The sequence below is a fragment of the Collinsella ihumii genome (assembly GCF_900046475.1).
GTDB lineage: Bacteria > Actinomycetota > Coriobacteriia > Coriobacteriales > Coriobacteriaceae > Collinsella > Collinsella ihumii.
On record NZ_FCOU01000014.1, the window covers coordinates 1 to 17,988 of the forward strand.

The 17,988-nt window shown below is 66.2% G+C and carries 12 protein-coding genes; 5 read left to right on the top strand and 7 right to left on the bottom strand.

Annotated elements, in window-relative coordinates:
* Window positions 1-210, bottom strand: a 210-nt coding sequence (locus tag BN3789_RS12825) for a hypothetical protein (protein ID WP_147569718.1), incomplete at its 3' end; no start/stop codon positions are given.
* 292 nt (window positions 211-502) lie between these two features.
* Between BN3789_RS12825 and BN3789_RS11235 the strand changes: the two genes are divergently transcribed.
* Window positions 503-1,162, top strand: a complete 660-nt coding sequence (locus BN3789_RS11235; RefSeq protein WP_161939010.1) for an IS3 family transposase — start codon at window positions 503-505, stop codon at window positions 1,160-1,162.
* Between the two features lie 254 nt (window positions 1,163-1,416).
* On the opposite strand, the gene BN3789_RS11240 is transcribed toward BN3789_RS11235, so the two are convergent.
* Entirely contained in the window at window positions 1,417-2,694 is a 1,278-nt protein-coding gene (locus tag BN3789_RS11240) for an NAD(P)/FAD-dependent oxidoreductase (RefSeq protein WP_066834445.1), read from the bottom strand.
* Window positions 2,695-3,537 (bottom strand): P-loop NTPase, encoded by an 843-nt coding sequence (locus tag BN3789_RS11245; RefSeq protein WP_066834446.1) that lies wholly within the window; start codon window positions 3,535-3,537, stop codon window positions 2,695-2,697.
* A gap of 609 nt (window positions 3,538-4,146) precedes the next feature.
* Here BN3789_RS11245 and BN3789_RS11250 point away from each other — a divergent pair.
* Window positions 4,147-4,809, top strand: coding sequence for a hypothetical protein (locus BN3789_RS11250; RefSeq protein WP_147569722.1), 663 nt, complete (start codon window positions 4,147-4,149; stop codon window positions 4,807-4,809).
* A gap of 23 nt (window positions 4,810-4,832) precedes the next feature.
* The gene (locus BN3789_RS11255) at window positions 4,833-5,114 is read left to right on the top strand and encodes a hypothetical protein (RefSeq protein ID WP_066834449.1); all 282 of its coding nucleotides are present in this window, start codon (window positions 4,833-4,835) and stop codon (window positions 5,112-5,114) included.
* A 77-nt stretch (window positions 5,115-5,191) separates the two neighbouring features.
* Here BN3789_RS11255 and BN3789_RS11260 read toward each other — a convergent pair whose 3' ends face one another.
* Together BN3789_RS11260 and BN3789_RS11265 are read right to left on the bottom strand one after the other, a co-directional pair.
* Window positions 5,192-7,768 (bottom strand): FAD-dependent oxidoreductase, encoded by a 2,577-nt coding sequence (locus BN3789_RS11260; RefSeq protein ID WP_066834450.1) that lies wholly within the window; start codon window positions 7,766-7,768, stop codon window positions 5,192-5,194.
* Between the two features lie 500 nt (window positions 7,769-8,268).
* Entirely contained in the window at window positions 8,269-8,619 is a 351-nt protein-coding gene (locus tag BN3789_RS11265) for a phenylpyruvate tautomerase MIF-related protein (protein WP_066834451.1), read from the bottom strand.
* A 66-nt stretch (window positions 8,620-8,685) separates the two neighbouring features.
* On the opposite strand from BN3789_RS11265, the gene BN3789_RS11270 reads away from it, so the two are divergent.
* The gene (locus BN3789_RS11270) at window positions 8,686-9,207 is read left to right on the top strand and encodes an NUDIX hydrolase (protein WP_066834452.1); all 522 of its coding nucleotides are present in this window, start codon (window positions 8,686-8,688) and stop codon (window positions 9,205-9,207) included.
* Between the two features lie 122 nt (window positions 9,208-9,329).
* Here BN3789_RS11270 and BN3789_RS11275 read toward each other — a convergent pair whose 3' ends face one another.
* Together BN3789_RS11275 and BN3789_RS11280 are read right to left on the bottom strand one after the other, a co-directional pair.
* A complete protein-coding gene (locus BN3789_RS11275; protein ID WP_066834453.1) occupies window positions 9,330-15,368 on the bottom strand; it encodes a DUF7601 domain-containing protein in 6,039 nt (2,012 codons plus the stop codon).
* A 458-nt stretch (window positions 15,369-15,826) separates the two neighbouring features.
* Window positions 15,827-16,366 (bottom strand): GNAT family N-acetyltransferase, encoded by a 540-nt coding sequence (locus tag BN3789_RS11280; RefSeq protein WP_066834455.1) that lies wholly within the window; start codon window positions 16,364-16,366, stop codon window positions 15,827-15,829.
* Between the two features lie 309 nt (window positions 16,367-16,675).
* Between BN3789_RS11280 and BN3789_RS12495 the strand changes: the two genes are divergently transcribed.
* Complete coding sequence (locus tag BN3789_RS12495; protein ID WP_161939011.1) at window positions 16,676-17,971, top strand: sirohydrochlorin cobaltochelatase; 1,296 nt, start codon at window positions 16,676-16,678, stop codon at window positions 17,969-17,971.
* The last annotated feature ends 17 nt before the right edge of the window (window positions 17,972-17,988 follow it).

Sequence of the window (17,988 nt, forward strand, 5' to 3'; positions counted from 1 at the left end):
GACGATCGCCGCCGCGAGCGCGCGGGCCTCCGGCGAGTCGTAGGGCACGCCCTTGGCCATGAGCAGGCTCCGCGAGGAGGGGGCGCTGGCGCTGGTGACCGACGTCGCGGTGAAGGCGCAGGCGCCCCCCGCCTCGCCGCCCTCGGAGCTGGAGGCCCTCAGGGCCCGCTGCGAGGAGCTGGAGCTGGAGAACGCGATACTGGCCGGCACGGTCGAGATACTAAAAAAGGCCCAGGCGCCGACCCGTCCGCCCTGACGGCGGCGGAGCGGGCGGCGCTGGCTGAGTCCCTCAGGGGCCGGTTCGGGCTGCCGCGCGTGCTCGCGGCGCTCTCTCTGCCCAGGAGCACGTTCTACCACCGCCTCTCGCGCGCCGCGGCGGACCGCGACGCCGGCATCAGGGCCCTCGTGGCCGAGGAGTTCCGGGCCTCCGGGGGCCGCTACGGCTACCGGCGCGCGCACGCCGCGCTGCGGGCCCGCCTCGCGCGCCTTCGACGCGCGCGGCATGCGCGTCTTGCGCGAGGAGGGGCTCGAGGCCGCGAGGCCCCGCCGCCGGCGTTACAGCTCCTACGCCGGCGAGGAGGGGCGCGCGTGCGCCCCGAACCTGCTGCTCGTCGACGCCTCCCGAGACCTGCACGACTTCTCGGCCGCCGCGCCCGGCGAGACCATGGTCACGGACGTCACCGAGTTCAGGCTGCCGGACGACGCGCGCAAGGTCTACCTCAGCCCCGTCATCGACCTCTACGACGGGGACGTCGTGTCCTTCTCGGCCGGCACGAGCCCCTCCAAGGCGCTCGTCTCGGAGATGCTCGCGGGGGCCGTGGCCGCCGCGGGAGGGGGCTTCACCCTGCACTCCGACCGCGGCTGGCACTACCGCACCCCCGACTGGGTCGCCGCCTGCGGGTCGGCGGGCGTGACGAGGTCGATGTCGCGGAAGGGCCACTCGCCCGACAACGCCGCCTGCGAGGGCTTCTTCGGCAGGCTGAAGGTCGAGTTCTTCCACGGCAGGGACTGGTCGGGCTGGAGGGCGGAGGAGTTCATCGCGGAGCTCTCCTCGTACATCCGCTGGTACCGGGAGGGCCGGCTGAAGGCCTTCCGGGAGGGCGGCCGGACGGTGTACGATACGATCAGGGGCCGAAGAGAGCGGCTCGGGCTGGCCGCCTAGGCCTGTCCAGGAAATCGTCCGCATCCCCGGCTTACAGCAAAACAGAAATTTCTAGCCACTTTCGCCGGGGAGGGCGGTATCCGGGGTCCTCCCCGGCGACGATGGAGGGGGCGGTGCCATTGATCAGCGCTTTCCTAGAGCGGTGGGCTCGCGTAAGGCCAATGTCGGCAACGTCCCTCGGCACGCCCCGCAGCGGCGCGAAGGCTTTTGGATGGGGCTGGTACCATCGCGGGGCGTGTCCAGGGGCCAGCCCCTTATGGGCGCACCGCGCCGGCGCGCAGGCCCGAGAGCCAGGCCCAGGCGAGGTTGAAGCCCCCGCAGTCCGCATCCATGTCGAGCGCCTCGCCGCAGACCGAAAGCGCCGGCGCGCACGAGGGCGTGACGGAAAGGCAAGGCAGCTCGACCGCATCGAACGGTATGCCCCCGCGCCGCACCTGGGCGCTCGCGTGCTCTGTCGTCCCCGCTGCCGTGAAGGCGAGATGCTTGCAGACATGGGCATAGGCGTGGACGCCTCGACCGCCTGCATGCTCGGAGACCGCGTCGACATGGACCGCCAAAGCGGGTGCGAGCATGCCGCAGAACCATGCGGGGCCCGCCGTCTCGGGCATGCCGGTGACGTCGCAGCGCCTGTCGAACAGTTCGATGAGCTCCTCTTCCGAGAAGGAAGGGAACAGGTCGAGCTCGATGACGTCACTCGCCTTCACGCGGCGCGACAGGTCGAAGGCGACGATGCCGGAGATGCCGTACGGGCGAAAGAGCACCTCGCCCTCTTCGGACCAGCAGCGTGCGTTGCCGTGCATGAGCGACAGGCGGCAGTCGACGCGAAGCCCGTCGAGGCGGCTGAGCGCGGTAATGTCGGGCTGCGGCGTGCAGGCGACCGGGCACAGCACCGGCATCTCTTCGATATGGGGCAGGCCGAACAGGCCGGCTACGCCCGCAGACGCACCACCGCAGGCGACGATGACGCGGCGGGCGGATACGCGCTCTCCCGTGCGCGGCGCGCGCTTGAGTTCTTTTCGCAGCCCGCGCAGATGGGCGCGAAAATCCGCAGGGGGCTTTTTGGGCGTCGGGAGCGGGCCTGCGGGAACCGAGAGCTCGAGCTGCCATCCGTCGGCGTTATCGTGCACGGCGCGCTCGACCTCGGCGCAGCACCGGATATCGACCCCGAGCTTGGCCACGGTGGCGACCAGGGCGTCGCGCACGGTGTCGGCTCGCTTGCTGTATGGATACAGACGACCGTCGATCTCGCAGGTCAGAAGGCCGATCGAATCGAAGAGTCGCGCGAGCTCCTCCTCGGGATGATCGCCCATGACGGTGCGCGCGATGCCGGGGTGCCGGTAGCGTGCAGGGTCGAGGTCGGCGTTCGACAGGTTGCATCGGCCGTTGCCGGTGGCGAGGATGGGCAGGCCGACCTCGACATCGCGTTCGATAAGGACGACCGACTGTCCCGTTCTGCCTGCAGACAGGGCGGCGGCGAGCCCTGAGGCGCCGCCGCCGATGATCGCTACATCATATATGGGAGAGCCGGCCACCTATGCCTGCTTATCCTCGTCGCCCTCGTGCGCCTCGACGGCACGGGCGGCCGCGAGCGTGAGGGGCAGGGTGCCTGCGGGAAGGTCGGCCTCGATGGTGCCCGCATCGCATGCGGCGGCGAGCGCGGGGTCGATGGGCAGGCGGTCGAGCACCTTCAGGTTGTAGGTCTCGGCGACCTGGTCGAGCTTGCTCTCACCGAAGATCTCGATGGCGCGCCCGCAGTCGGGGCACTGCACGTAGCTCATGTTCTCGACGATGCCCAGGATCGGCACGTTCATCTTGTCGGCCATGTTGACCGCCTTGGCCACGATCATGGACACGAGGTCCTGCGGGCTGGTGACCACGACGATGCCGTCGACGGGCAGCGACTGGAAGACCGTGAGCGCCACGTCGCCCGTGCCCGGAGGCATATCGACCAGCAGGTAGTCGAGCGGGCCCCACGAGGTGTCGCTCCAGAACTGCTTGATGGCGCCGGCGATGACCGGGCCGCGCCAGAGCACGGGGTCGGTCTCGTTTTGCAGCAGCAGGTTGGACGACATCACCTTGATGCCCGTGGCGGAGATCTCGGGGAGCAGAAGCTTGCCCAGGCCGTGGGCGCGGCGGTCGCCCATGCCGAACATGCGGGGGATGGACGGACCGGTGATGTCGGCGTCCAGGATGCCGACTTTGGCGCCCCCGCGCGCGAGCTCGACGGCGAGCGAGCCGGTGACGAGCGACTTGCCCACGCCGCCCTTGCCGGACAGCACGGCGATGACGCGCTTGACCTCGGAGAGGTTGTTTTCCTCGAACTGCATCGGCGCGGTCTGCCCGCCCGCCGCAGCGGCATGTTCACATGTTGCCATGGGGGTCCTTTCGTTCGCGATGACGTTGTTATGACCCCATTGTACCCGTGCTCATGGCAGCTGTGCATCGAGTTGGGCGCTTTATGCTGACGGTGACATAGCACTCGTCGCAGGCTCCTCAAATGGCGCTTGTGCGGAGTATTGTGAATGTATGACGGCCATGTTTCTGGGACGAGGCCAGATGGGGTCGCAGATTCTTGAGCGTTTGCATGTTTCGTTCGGAACAAGTCATTCGGCTCGACGTGAGGCGTATGGGATTCTGGATGTGAAAATCGCGGAGGGCTTTGTCGCTCTTCTTGCACGTGAGCTGGATAGGTAACCCTGTAGACACTCTTGTCGCGATATTACATATCGGTTGTCTATACGAAATGCCGTGTCATTTCAGTATTGTTGGCGCAAGCTGCAGTAGCCTATGCACCCTTCCGATTCCTCATAAGCACATGCGATAGGTGATTGTGGGTGCACATGTAGATTCACCATGAAGGAGATGTGTCCCATGTAGAAGAAACAGACAGCATGTTGGGTTCTTGAGTCAAGGGTGCGGCTCAAACTGAATCAATAGGGCACCTCTTCAATTGGATTGGTTCGAAACGCAGGCGAGAAAGGAAGATGATGAAGGGTAAGCGTTTGATGACGGCTATCGTGACGGCAGCGTTATTCTTCCAGGGAGTTTCTCCAGTTGCCGCTGCGTTTGGTATGTCGAATGATGAAAGTATACTCAGCTCTGCGGGTATCTCGATTGGAGAGAACCAGAACGGTTCAATAACGATCAACGATAATGGTTCTAAGAAAATCATCAGCTTGTCCGAAGCCGACGGAGTTCGCACTGTTACCATTGAGGATGAGGCCACGGGAAAATCCAATCATTTGTTTTTTGATGTGGAGACTGGAAAGGTGACGTCTGATTTCACGGGTGCGACTCTGTATTTGTCATCGGAGCCAGAAAGCTATGGCGATGAAGATGTTGTTCAGCGTGTAAATCAACCTGTCAGAACATATACGAGGTATCAAATATCCTTTGCTGAGATCCGGGCAATATTCGGGCCCTACGCAACTGCGGCAAATGTTGCGAGCCTCTTTGTCGGCCGCATTGGCATCCCCGCACTAGACGTTGCGCTGGGTGCCGCAGTTGCGGCGGTTTGGATTCTGGGCTCTGTCCCAGACGATCCTAACGGCGGGATCTACGTTGTCACAATCCTGAAGAGATGGTATGACGATGATGGCGTGCTTTACCAGACCCAAGCGGGAATTGACTCCGCAGGGATTTATTGATGGGATCGAAAGGTTCACGGTTGATGGAGCGGAAGGGTTCAGAGCGCCGACGGTTGTTTCGCGCGAATAGTGCGTTTGCGGGCGCAGGCGTAACTCGGATTATCGCGAGTCTGTGCGACGCGGGCGGGATGCCTCTTGCTGCCGATGCCTTCATGGTAGCGAGCGTATTGTTCATGCTCTACATCGTGTACGTCATCTGGTCTGGTCCTCGTGGCGAGGCGGTGTACGGCAATCGTGTCGGCGACGTCGCCCTGTCCGTTTTGCTGCTGGCAGCAGGCGCGCTGACTGTTTTCGATCTGGTGTAGGCGCTTGTGAGGGCGGTATATGAGGGGTGCCGCGGGATATGCTTCCCGTGGCGCCCCTTGCGAGCGTGAACCGTATGCTAGCAGGTCGCGCCGCCCACCACGTTCTTGTTGAGGATGGCTTCCTTGTCGATGGGTGCGGTCAGGAGCTTGTCCTGCACGTACTCAAAGCCCAGGCGCGCCACGGTGTCGGCGAAGCGCTCGCCCGAGATGCCCTCGTCGCGGAAGAACAGGATGGCGCGCTCCACGACATCCATGACCTCGTCCTCGCTGGTGAAGATCCGCTCGAGCGCACGGCCGTGGGCGGTCTTCTTTCCCCAACGTCCTCCGATATAGACCTTGTAGCCGGTGAGCTCCTCGGTCACCGCGCCGAACGGGCAGGAGCCGACGCAGCGACCGCAGTGGTTGCAGAGGCTCTCATCGATGGTGATCTTGCCGTCCGGGCCGACCTGTGCGTCGCCCATGGGGCAGGCCTTCACGACCTGGCAGACCTTGCAGGCGCGGCACTTCCCGAGGTCGATCTGCGGGATGCGCTGGCCCACGATTCCCAGGTCGTTGAGGTCGGGCTTGACGCACATGTTGGGACAGCCGCCGACGGCGATCTTGAACTTGTGCGGCAGCTCGATGCCATGGTATCCGACGTAGAAGCGCTCGTGCAGCTTCTCGGACAGATCGAACGTGTCGATCAGGCCGTATTGGCAGGTTGTGCCCTTGCAGGAGACGACGGGGCGGACCTTGGAGCCGGTGCCGCCGGAATCCAGGCCGTGGTCCTGCAAAAACTCGATGCAGGCGGCGATGTTGTCATACGGCACGCCCTGGATCTCCAGGGTGAGGCGCGTGGTCATGGTGACCTCGCCGGAGCCGAACGTCTCGGCTGCCTCGGCGACCGTCTTCTGCTCGACGCTCGTCAGCTTGCCGTTGCGGGTGATGACGCGGATGTTGAACACATCGTCGAAGCGCTTGTCCTGCAGGCAGCCCAGGCCCTTCAGGCGCTTGATCTCGACGGCGGGCAGTTTTTTGCCCGCGGGGCGCGGTACCTTGACCTCGTTGAACGTGATGCCGCCTTCGAGCACGCGCGTGTTCGTGTAGCCGGCTGCCTTGAGGCGGTTCTGCATGAAGTAGCCGCGCTTGCCCTTGGCACACACGAGCAGCAGCTTCTCGTCTTTGGCGTGACCGGGCAGCTCGCCTGCGACCTTTGTGAGGTCGACCCATTCGGCGCCGGGGATGGCGGGTGCGGGCAGCGCATCGATGACCGCGTAGTCTGCCGCCTCGCCTGCGGCGTACTGAGCGGGCGTGAAGGACTCCAGGCGACCGGCGAGCTTGTTCTCGAGGATGTAGCCGGCCGTCACGAGCGGATGGATGGCCGTGGAGAACGGCGGCGCATAGGCGAAGTCCATGAGGTCGAGGTCCTCGACCTTGAGCTTCTGGTAGAGCGCCTCGACCATGATGTCGACGACCTTGTCGACGGTACCCGCCCCGAGCACCTGGACGCCGAGCAGGCGATGGGTCTTCTTGCAGGCGATAAGCTTGATGAAGAAGCTCGAGGAGCCGGGGTAGTAGTGGGCCTTGTCATCCACGACGGCGACGATGCTCTCGGGATCGAAGCCCTCCTCGCGGGCCGCCGCCTCGGTGAGGCCGGTGCGCCCGGCGTTCAGCGCGGGCAGCAGGCGGACGACGCCGGTGCCGAGCACGCCCGGATAGCTCGTGGGCGTTCCGGTGAGCGTGCGGGCGAGCGCGCGGCCGGCGATGTTGGCCGTGGACCCCATGGGGCTCCAGGCGGGTTTGCCGGTGATGGCGTTGCGCACCATGGCGCAGTCGCCGGCGGCGTAGACGTCGGCCAGGTTGGTCGCACAGAACTCGTCGGTGACGATGGTTCCCTTGACCATCTCGATGCCCGATCCCTCGAGCCATGCGGTCGCTGGGCGGATGCCGATGGCGACCACGACGATGTCGGCGGGAAGCGTGCCGGTGGCGGTCTGGACGCCCTCGGCGCGCGTCTCGCCGGCGATGCCGGTCAGCGCGGTGGCCGTGAGCACGCGCATGCCGGCTGCCTTGAGCTGACGGGTGGCGAAGCCGGCCATCTCGGGGTCGAGCACATTCGGCAGGATCTGGGGCATCGCGTCGATGACGGTGACCTGGAGGCCCTGGGCCATGAGGTTCTCCGCGATCTCGAGGCCGATGAAGCCGGCTCCGCAGACCACGGCGCGACGACAGCCGTTATCCTTGATGTAATCGCGGATGCCGGTCGCGTCGTCCGGGGTGCGCAGGCCGAACACGCCGGGCAGGTCGATGCCTTCGACCTGCGGCATGAACGGGTTGGCACCCGTGGCAATGACCAGCTTGTCGTATGCCTCGGTGTGCTCCTCGTCGTCCTCGGAGCGAACGGTCACGGTCTTTGCCGCGGCATCGAGGGAGATCGCCTCCTGGCCGGTCTGGACCGTCACGCCGGTGAGGCCGGCGTATGCCTCGGGCGTGTTGACGATGAGCGCCTCGCGGGTCTCGATGTCCCCTCCTACGTAATAGGGCAGACCGCAGCCCGCATAGCTGATATCGTGCCCTTTGGTGATGACGAGCACGTCCGCAGAGCGGTCGCAGCGCTTGATTTTCGCTGCGGTCTTGGTGCCGGCGGCGACGCCGCCAACGATCAGGTATCTCATGCATACCCCCTTGCAGTGCGGGACGCGCAGGCGAGCCGCGTCCCAAACGTTGATGTATCCATGATAGGGCGCTGGCGCTCGATGGAAGCCCAGAAGCGCGCGGGTGGTACTTTTTGGGACAGGGTCGTTTTCGGCGGCCGGCACTGTTGCAACGTTCGTTGCGTTCGTGATCATCTTGATTTTGGTGATCAAATAACTCTCGGTGGGTGATGCCTAAAAAGGAACAACCGCCTTATGCGGAGGCGGTTGTTCTGCGTGGGTGTTGCCCACCAACAAATTCTTCCGCAGGAGGGCTTTTTCCTTCTGCTCGTACTGGGTATACCCCATCAGCATCCCTGTTTACCGGGGTAGTTCCAGGGTGCGGAGCGTCGGACCGGACGGCTGCCAAGTCGGAGGGCGAGGCGCTCCAAACTGAAGTGCTCTAGGGAAACACCGATCAATTCATTCTGCACCGGCCGGCCCCGTGGCGGCCGTCGCGAAAGCAATCGATCGGTGTTTCCCTAGAAGTTGCCTCCGTTCCATCCGAAGTTCGCGCTTGCGCTGTAGTTGATGTAGATGCGTGCCGGATCGATGCCGAGGGTGCGCGATACGACGGGCGTGATCTGTTCGGTCAAAGCCTCCCATGCGGTCGTCGGAACCTCGCTGCGGGCGAAGACGCTCACCTCGATATAGGCGGCGGGCTCAGAGTCGTCTCCGGCAAAGAAGGTGGGGACGTTTTCCTCGAACTGGCACATAAGCCACTGTTCGGACTTTCCGGGCACCGCTGAGATAGCCTGGCCGAACGCCTGCTTGAGTTCGACTTGCGCATCGCGGGGGATAGGGGTTGAGGCGTTGACGCGGATGACGGGCATAGCTTCTCCTTTCGAGGTGGATGCATACAATGGGGTTGTACCCATTGTCGATCGCAGGGAGCCGTCATGCCCACACCCGATTTCATCGTCCAGCTGCGCAAGAAGATCGGCCATGACCTGCTGTGGCTCATCGGCATCACGGCGTATGTCGAGGACGGTCGCGGGCGCATCCTGATGGGCCGTCGTGCCGACACGGGCGAATGGGCACTCGTCTACGGCATCAACGAGCCGGGCGAGGAGCCGGCGACGACGGCGGTGCGCGAGGTCCTCGAGGAGACGGGCGTGGCAGTCGTGGCGGAGGAGCTCGCAAGCGTCAAGGCTTCGAGCCGCGTAATCACCTATGCCAACGGCGACAACACGATGTATCTCGACCTGCTGTTCGTATGCCGACCGGTCGACGAGAGGCATGCCGAGCCGCGCGCGGGCGATGAGGAGAGCTTGGAGGTCGGTTGGTTTGCGCCCGATGCGCTGCCCGCCCCGCTTGCCGCCTCGACCGTCGAGCGCCTCGCTTTGGTCCGGGAGTTCTTCGGGCGCCGCGACGCCGGCGATGCCCACGCGCTGTTCTTCGGCGGAGGGGGCGGCGCCTGATGCGGGTGCGGCCGATCCATCCGATTCGTCCATTCATGAATGAGAAGGTGGGTCAAATAAAAGAATCCTGCGGAAACGTCAAAAAGCCCCCCGTTCATTCATGAATGAACGGGGGGCTGAGCCTAGCGATCCGAGCGACGGCGGTGTCGGATCAGAACGAGGGACCCGCAGGCGATAAGAACGATGCCGCCCGTGATGAGCAAGATGAAATGCAAGGGAGACACAGGGTCCGAGGTCTTTGCGAGCTCATCTGGGCCGTTGGCCTCAGGCGGGGCGTCGGTCCCGGTCGGCGTCTCGGGGTCCGCAGGTGTTGTCGGGGCGGGCGGCGTGTCGGGGGAGCTGGGGGAGTCGGGCGATTCCGGTGCCACGGGCTCTTCTGGGGATTCCGGCGTGCTTGGCCCGTCGGGCGTGTCCGGTGTGTCCGGAGAATCGGGCGATTCGGGCGTATCGGGAGACTCCGGGCTGCCCGGCTCGTCAGGGGAGTCCGGCGTGTCGGGTGTATCCGGTGACACCGGCGTATCGGGGTCGATCGGTGTGTCAGGGGTCTCCGGCGCGTGAGCGGTGCGGTTCTCGAACACGATGCCCGAGCAGGGTAGCCATGGGCCGTCCCCCGCGTCGCCGTCGCGAACGGAGTATGCCGCATGGACGTCGAGCGTGCCGTCGTCGGCCGACTCGCCGGTGAGTTCTGCCCGGTAGACGCGCGTGTCGTAGACGATGCCTTGCTCCGGGTCCTCAGGGATATTCTCGCGAACGATGAACGTTCTGTGCACCGAGCTGCCGACGGGGGCGTTCAGCTCGAAAGGTCCAAACGCGATACCCCCTTCCTCGTCGTTGTACGAGGTGAGCACAGGTCCGATCTCCTCTCCGTTCGCATCGACTTCCTGCAGGGTGAAGGCGAAGGCGCCTGCGGCGGGGGCCTTGCCGTCGAGGGTCTTGGTCCCTTCGATGGGGACCGACTCGCTTGTCGTACGATAGCGGTTCTCGAATGCCGCCGCCATCGGCTCGCCCTCATGCGATGTGGTCACGCGAGCCGACAGCGCGCCCTTGCTGTTGGCGGTGACGTCGACGCGCACGTCGAACGCACGCTCGTCGTACACTACGCCGGGCTCGGGGTCTGCCGGGACGGCCTGCCGCACCGAATAGGAGTAGGTTCCCGGCTTCCTATAGGTGAGCTGCGGAAACGCGAGGTCGGAGGCGACGCCGTCCGGTGAGGCGGCGCTGGACGCGGATGCCGGCTCGCCGTCGACGGTCACGGGGTCTCCCTGTTCGTCAAAGAGCCGGTAGGTAAACTCCCCGTCTTGTTGCGCGCGCCCGAACAGAGTGGAGGAGGCGGGAACGGAGGCCGCGGCCGCCTCGTACTCCTTGACGTTGGTGAAGGAGAGCGTCGCGGTGCCGTTTGGGTCGAGGGCCGCCGTCTGCTCCAAGGCGGGAGAGGTGGCGTATCCGAAGTCGGCCTCGTCGCGCTGCGCGACGGTGACCGAGCCCCCGGCGGGCAGGGCTGAGATCTGCATGGTCCCGCTGCCCGCTATCTCGAGCGCGGCGTACCCGTTATCGAACACGAGGGCGGGGCTTCCATCGGGCATGGTCCCCCTCGAGCCGTCGGCGGGTTCGGCGGCACCCTCCGCGCGCCATGCGAAGGCGCCGGACACGGGCGCGCCGGTGGCCGTCAGGGCGTGGACGGTGTAGAGGAAGCGCTGGCCCGCCTGCGCATCGTCGAGCGCCGCCTGTCCCTCGACGCTGTTCGAGACGGCAAGGGTTCCGTACAGGTCGCGGACGTTGACGGCGAAAACCGGCGTGACCCCGCCGCTCGCGAGCGTTCCCTCATAGGGGTTCTGCTGGGCGCCGCTTTCGATATCCGGTCGGCTCCCCAGGTAGATGCGGTATCCTGCGTCCTCGAGGGCGCGGGCGTCGAGCTCTTCGACGGAAAACGCCATGCTCGGGGCAAGGCCCTCGATCACGACGCCCGTTCCGTGCGCGATGTTCTCGACGACCGCTCGCCCGTCATCGGTGCCCGAGACGCGCTCGAAGCGCAGGCGCTCCTCGACGGCGTCCTGGGAGGAGGCGTATCGCGTGGACTGCAAGACGACCTCGGTGTCTGTCGCCAGTTTGGCGGCGAACAGGTTTTTCAGCGTGACAGCGAACGAGAACGATCTGTCCGTCTCGAGCGCGTTGCCGGCGCCGACCTCCGCGATGCCGAGCGCGCCGGTGGCATTGATGTTGGCGAAGGTCGCCTGAGCGGGCTCGTCGCCGATGGTCCCCGTCGCGCCGGACTGCAGGGCGAGATAGCCTTCCGCTGCGTAGTCCTGCTCCGCGATGCGATACGCCGTCCCCTGTGGGATGTCGTCGGCGACGAGGGTCTGGCCGTCCGCGAGCTCAAAGGAGAAGGAGCCTCCCTGCAGCTCTGCGGTACGGCTTTCGCCCTCGCCAGCGCCCTCGATGCGGTAGGAGACCGTGCCCGAAAGCGGTGCGCCCGCGGCATCGGTCAGCGTCGCGGTGAAGGCGAAGGCGCGCCCCGCCTCGCCGCCCACGGTGTGCTTGGCGACTTCAAGCGAGCCGTACGCCCAGCGCTCGTTGGTGAAGGCCAGCACGTCGTGCTGCCCGTCGTGCTCGATGAGGCCCGATGTCGGGTCTCCGCCGGCATCCTCTTCGTCCGCCGCGGAGCTCGTCTTGTCGATATGGACCGTGTGGCCGGCCGGATCGGTCTCCTCGACGGCGTAGGCGATGCCGAGCGGAATGCCGGACAGCGTGAGGCGCTGCCGGTCCGCCAGCGCGAACGGCGATCCGTCCTCCTGCGTCACGCTGCCGTCGTCCGCGACCGCGGCGATACCCGACGCCCGGGCCCGTCCGTCAAGCTCATAGGGAATCGACGAGGGAAGGGGGAGGCCGTCTTCGCGCGTCAACCTCACCAAGAAGGGGAACGCGCGGGCCGTGTCGCCGTCGTTGCCGGTGACCGATTTGGAGATCACGATGCGCCCCGAGGTGGGGACGTTCGTGAAGCTGACGACCGTCTTATCCTGGACGACGGCCCCCTCCGCGACGGTTCCGGTCTCCTGCGTGGGGCCCTGCGCGCCCACGGTCGTGGCGTGCGAGCACTGCCAGGTCGAGCCGTCCTTTGCGGGCAGCTCCTCGATGCGATACCCGGTGCCCGCGGGGAGATCCGCGATCGTGGCGCTGGCCCCGTCCGTTAGCGTCAGATCGAACGAGCCGTTGTCGAGCGGCGTGATCTGCGGATCGTGCGTGACGGGATCGGTGCAGACCACGGGGCCCGCAAGCACCGCGCCGGCTTCGGTCGTGAACGTGATGCGGAATCTGCACGCGCCCTGGCCACCATCGCCCGATGAGCCCGCGGCGCGCACGTGCACCTCGACCGTGAGATCGCCGGAACCCTGGGCGGAAGGCAGGGCAAGGGCGCCGTTATTTCCCATCTGCGCTGCAAGCCGCGTCTGGCCGCCCTCATGGGCCTGCACGGCGAGCTTTGTCACGTACGGGGCGGACCCGGTGAGATTGGGCGCCTTGTCGCTCGACCCGATGGTCTCGGCAGCGCGGAATCGGGGCGTTCCGGCGGCGACGCAGACCTGGCCGTCGTCATCCGTGAAATAGGGGGTGGTGCCGTCTTCGGCAGCCGCGATCGCAACGTAGGGGATGATGCGCTGCTCGACGGTGGCCTCAGCCTCCCCGTCGGGGTCGATATGGGATGCGCTGTAGACCGTGCGCATGAAGTAATACGTCGCTCCCGCCTCGGGCAGGGAGGTGAGGGGGATGAGGTCGTCTGCCTGCGGCGGGTTGCCGCCGTCTGTGGATGCGCCCGGTGCCAGGGCGAACAGGGGCGTGGGCTCGGTGAAGGCGTAGTACGCATTGGTGGGCGCGACGTATGCTGCGGCGGTGCAGCCGGCCGCGGCATGCTCAGGACCGTCTTCCAGGGAGAACGAACCCGCGTAGACCAGCCTCGAGCCGCCGCCGGAGTGCTGCGGCCGCTCGCCCAGAGCCTCGGAGAGCTCGTCGTCGGATACGGTTTCTCCCGCGTCGATGCGGTCGAGCAGGCCACTCACGCGCTCGGTGGGTGCCACCTCGTAGACCAGGCGGATCGGGTAGGTTTCCTCAGGGTCCTCGAGCGCCATGGTTGCCTTGCCGTCGGCATGCACGGTCACGCTCGCGCGCCGTGCCGGCAGCGCGTCGGTGGGAACAGAGGCGAGCACCGTCTGGCGGCCGGTCTCCAGGTCGGTCTCCACCATGACGATGACGTCGTAGAGCGCGATGTCGCCGCCGGTGTACTGGTTCGGGAGGTTACCGATGAAAAACCACGTCTCGCACACGGCGGTCGCGCCGGCGTCGCGCGCGGCCTCGATGCGGCTTTTGACGTCGGCAGGAGCCGCATCCGCCCAATCTCCCTGCCGGACGGCATCGACTTCGGCGGTCGTGGCGAACGTGTAGGGCGCGCTGCCGTGCGCGACCATATGGTGCTCGGCGTCGACGTACCACGACGCGCGGTTCGAGAAGTCCCCTGCACCGCGATAGGCGAACTGGCCGTCGGAGAACGCGTCGAAGAAGAGGTTGTAGGCGTCGTACCCCAGGCCGTAGCGCTCGTTGACCGTGTCGACAAGGTAGGCGTACTCGTGCGTGGCCTCGATGTCCCACGGGTCGCTCATGCTGATCGTGACCGCCTGGGCGGCAAGCGCACCGTCGAGCAGGTGCGTTCCGTACACGATGCCCTTCATGGACGAGACGTTCATGCCGGCGCCGATGCGGTCCTCTACGGTCAGGCGGCTTTCTCCCCATCGCGCACCGGCGGTGTCCGCAGGGGAGGGCGAGGTGTACTCGATGTCCAGCATGCGGTTTATTGCGGAGTTGAACGCCCAGGAGATGGCGGACGCGCTGTGGGCGGAGAAGAACTCGTCGACGCAGCTCAGGGCGTAGCCGTCCGCGCTGTCGAGCAGATCGGGGAGGCACGGCAGGTCCACGGTATTTGCGACGAGACCCGAGGTGCTCGAGCCGAAGAGGTCGAGCGACACGGTTGCGTCCCCGCGCGCGGCGGCGTCCGCGTAAGCGCGGGCGGATTGGGCCATGTTGTGCGCGAGGTCGACGCCCGTGGCGGCTCCCGATCCGGGGAGGGAGGCGGTTCGCTGCGCCTCGGCCGTCTGCAGCAGGTATTCGACGGTCGCGGTGGCGTCGAGTCCCGTCGTGTACAGCGCGAGATCTCGCCCCGTCGGCTTCCAAGCGTCCTCGATGCGACGCCGCTGCGCGCGTACGGTGAGCAGCGTGGCCATCATCGCGTCGGTGCCGTAGCCGTTCTCGCGCGTGTTGGGCAGCGGGCCCAGAAAGCCGGTCGTGTCGCCGGTATAGGAGGGAGGATCGGCCAGGTCGACATGGGCCATCGGCGGCGTCTGCACGCCCATGAGGACGAGCTCGGGCTTCCGTTCGGCCGCATGCGCGTCGCCTGCCGCCTGAACGAGCAGGTCGCCTGCGATGCGGACCGCCCGCTGGAAGTAGGATCCGCTGCGCAGCTGCATCGATGTCGTGCGGGACCCATGGTCCGCGCGGGCGTTGACCAGAAGCGCGGGCGTCGTCGCCGCGCCGCGCGGTGCGAACGACACGTAGCGGCCATCGCTGTCGGGCGTGTAGGTGTCGAGCGGCATGAGCGTGGCGACATCGGCGGAATATCCCACGACGGCGATGCGCGTGGGCACCGCCGCGCCCTCGTTCTCCGCCATGAGGCGGGCGATCGCCACGTTGAGCGCGTCGGCGAGGTAGGCCCCCTGCGGGCGTCCGCCGTAGGTCATGTCGGCGAGCATGCCGTTGGTGCTCACGACGAACACCACGTCGTGGGCCAGGGCGTTTTCGTGCCGGACCGACACCGCCGAGGAGAGTGCCGAGAGGCTGACCAGAAACCCGCGCGCCTCGTCGTCGAGCCGGGCGGGAACGCCGGATGCGTTCGCCTCGTCGGTCGATCCGTATACGGTCTTGTCGACCCAGATCCTTCCGGCCTGCTCGGAGGAGAACGACAGGCCGTCGTCGCCCGCCTCGAACAGCGCGCTCCATGCGTCCGATGTGTTGGGGTCGACGATCTTGGCTATCGCTGACGATTGCCCTGCCTGCGCTGCGGTCGGTATGAGCAGCGCCAGGGCAGCGGTGATGAGAAGCGCGATACGGGCGAGACGGTGCATGGATCCTCGATTCAAGGGGAAGGGCAGTTGCTCGCCCTTTACCCGTCTGTCCCCTTACGATTTCCTTAGCGCCCCTTAACTTATGCGATCGGTCCCTGGCCGTCGCAGACGGCCCCATGCGCTACGAGATACGCTTTTCCATGTCCATCCGATTCGTTCATTCATGAATGAGCAGATGGGTTAAATAAATAATTCCTGCGGAAACGTCAAAAAGCCCCCCGCTCATTCATGAATGAGCGGGGGGGCTGGGCCTAGCGACCCGAGCTGGGTTGCTTGGGGACGGGTTCGTTTCAACCCATTCGGCTGCCTCCGCGGCCCCTGCGGGCCGGAACGGAAGCGTCCCGCCGCCCGTCACCGCTCCGCACTTTTTCATGAACGCGGAGGGCCCCGTATCCACGGTGGGGGTGCGGCAGGAATCCTGGAGCGCTGGGGCGGGCACGGAGGTGCATGGCACCCCGCTATGACACGCGCTTCTCCATGATGTAGTCGTCCATGATGTATCCCTCGCCGATGTCGGTTTCGACGGCGTCGATGGTCGCGAATCCCTTGCCCTCGTACGCGCGGATGCCGAGCTCGTTGCCCTTGTTGACCGTGAGGTACATGGCATCGAGCCCGCGCGTTCGGCACAGGTCCTCGTAAAACGCGATGACCGCGCTCGCGAAGTGCTTGCCGCGCTCGGGGGCAAGCAGGTAGATCTTGCTTATGAAGAACCGGTTGGTTTCCGCCTCGACATGCCCTCCCGTGTAGCCGACGATACGGTTGTCGTCTGCCGCGCGAACGAACCAGTATTCGTAGGCGTGCTCGGCCATGTCGCGCGTGATGGCGGGCAGGCTCTGGAACTGCTCGATCATGTACTCGGTCTGGGCCTCGCCCAGATATGCCGGCCAGTATTCCCGCCAGATGGTGCCGGCGAGCTCGGCGAGCGCGCGCGTCTGCTCCGGCGTTTCCACGCGCTCGAACCGGGCGCGACCGTCCGGCGATGCCGTCGTGCTCTCCATAGCGCTCCTCTCGTGTTGATGATTCAAGTGTACGCCTCTCGGGAACCGCGGGCCAATTCGCCCCTCCCTCAACTTTGCTCGGATCGACGGTACGCATATGGCACGTCGGCCCATCCACGGTACGCTATAGGCACGTTTTCGGGCGAAAAACGTGCCTATAGCGTACCGTGGATGGAGCGGCGTGCCTATAGCGTACCGTGGGTGGGCCGTCTGTGTCGTCCCGCGGGGTTCGTGCGCCCTTGATCAATGCATCCCCGGTGCACAATGGGGTATCGTGGTCACAAGGCAGGACGAGGAATGGGGTACGTCATGGATCGCTGGGGTCTTGTGATCGCGGTGCACGGCACGTCGCGTACCGAGGTGCGCGGGCGCAGCGTCGATGCGATGGTGCGCGCGCTCGAGGATGCGTTTCGGGCCGAGAAGAGCGCCGGGGCCCCGTGTGTCGTGGCGTATACCAGCGCGAAGGCCCGCGCGCATCTCGAAGCGCGCGGCGAGCGGGTGCCCGATGTGGCCGAAGCGCTCGAACAGCTATGGGCGCGCGGCGTGCGCCGTGCGGTCGTTGCCGACGCGCATCTGGTCGACGGGCGCGCATACCAAAGCGTGCGGGAGGCGGTGGACGAAAAGGCGCCGCTGTTCGACGAGGTGCGCCTCTCACGCCCGTTGATGGAGACGGCGGCAGATGTCGAGGCGGTGGCCCGCGTTTTCGAGGAGCGCCTGCCTCGCAGAGATGGCGCGTCATATGTCCTGGTGGGGCATGGGGCGGAAGGGGCGGGTCAGCTCGCCTACCTTGCCCTCGGATATGCGCTGCGCGTGCGCGGGCGCGACGATATCGCCATCGGCTTGCTTCGGGGCGAGCCGTCCATGGAGGACATCGCCGCCCAGCTGGGTGCCGAGGACCCGCTGCCTCACGAGGTGCGCCTTGTGCCGCTTATGCTCACGGCGGCGGGACACGTCGAGCGCGATATCGAGGGCACCTGGCGAGCTCGCTTCGAGCAGGCGGGATATGCAGTGTCAGTGGCCCACGAGGGCATCGGCGCGTGGCCCGAGCTCTGCCGGCTGGCGGTCGCGCATATGCGGGAAGCGCCCGCGAGGGCGCGGCGAGTGAGTGCAGCCTCTCAGGCGGAGGCCGCCGCGCGCGGCCGCTTCCCCCTGTTCGTTTCCCTCGTCGATGCCGATTGCCTCGTCGTCGGCGCGGGCGAGGTGGGAAGACGCCGCGCGGAGGCGCTCGCACGCTTCGGCGCCCGGGTGACCGTCATCGACCCGCGCGCCGGGGAGAGCGTGAGCCCATGTGCGGGGATCCAGGTGCGCCGACGCCCGTACGAGGCGGGCGACGAGGACGGCCGCGCGCTGGTGGTCGCGGCGACCGACGACCGGTCGGTTAACCGTGCGATCGGCGAGCGCTGCCGCCGCCTCGGAATACCGGTTTCCGTGGCGGACGCACCCGATGAATGCACGTTCTTCTTTCCCGCGCTGTGCGAAAACGACGAGCTGGTGGTCGGCATCACGTCTCGGGGCGCGATGCCGGGCGATCATGCCGTCGTCGCGCGGACTGCGGCCCAGATCCGCGGAATCCTACCGCGACGAGCCGATGAATCCGCGAGTTGACCGCAAGGGAGAGGGTG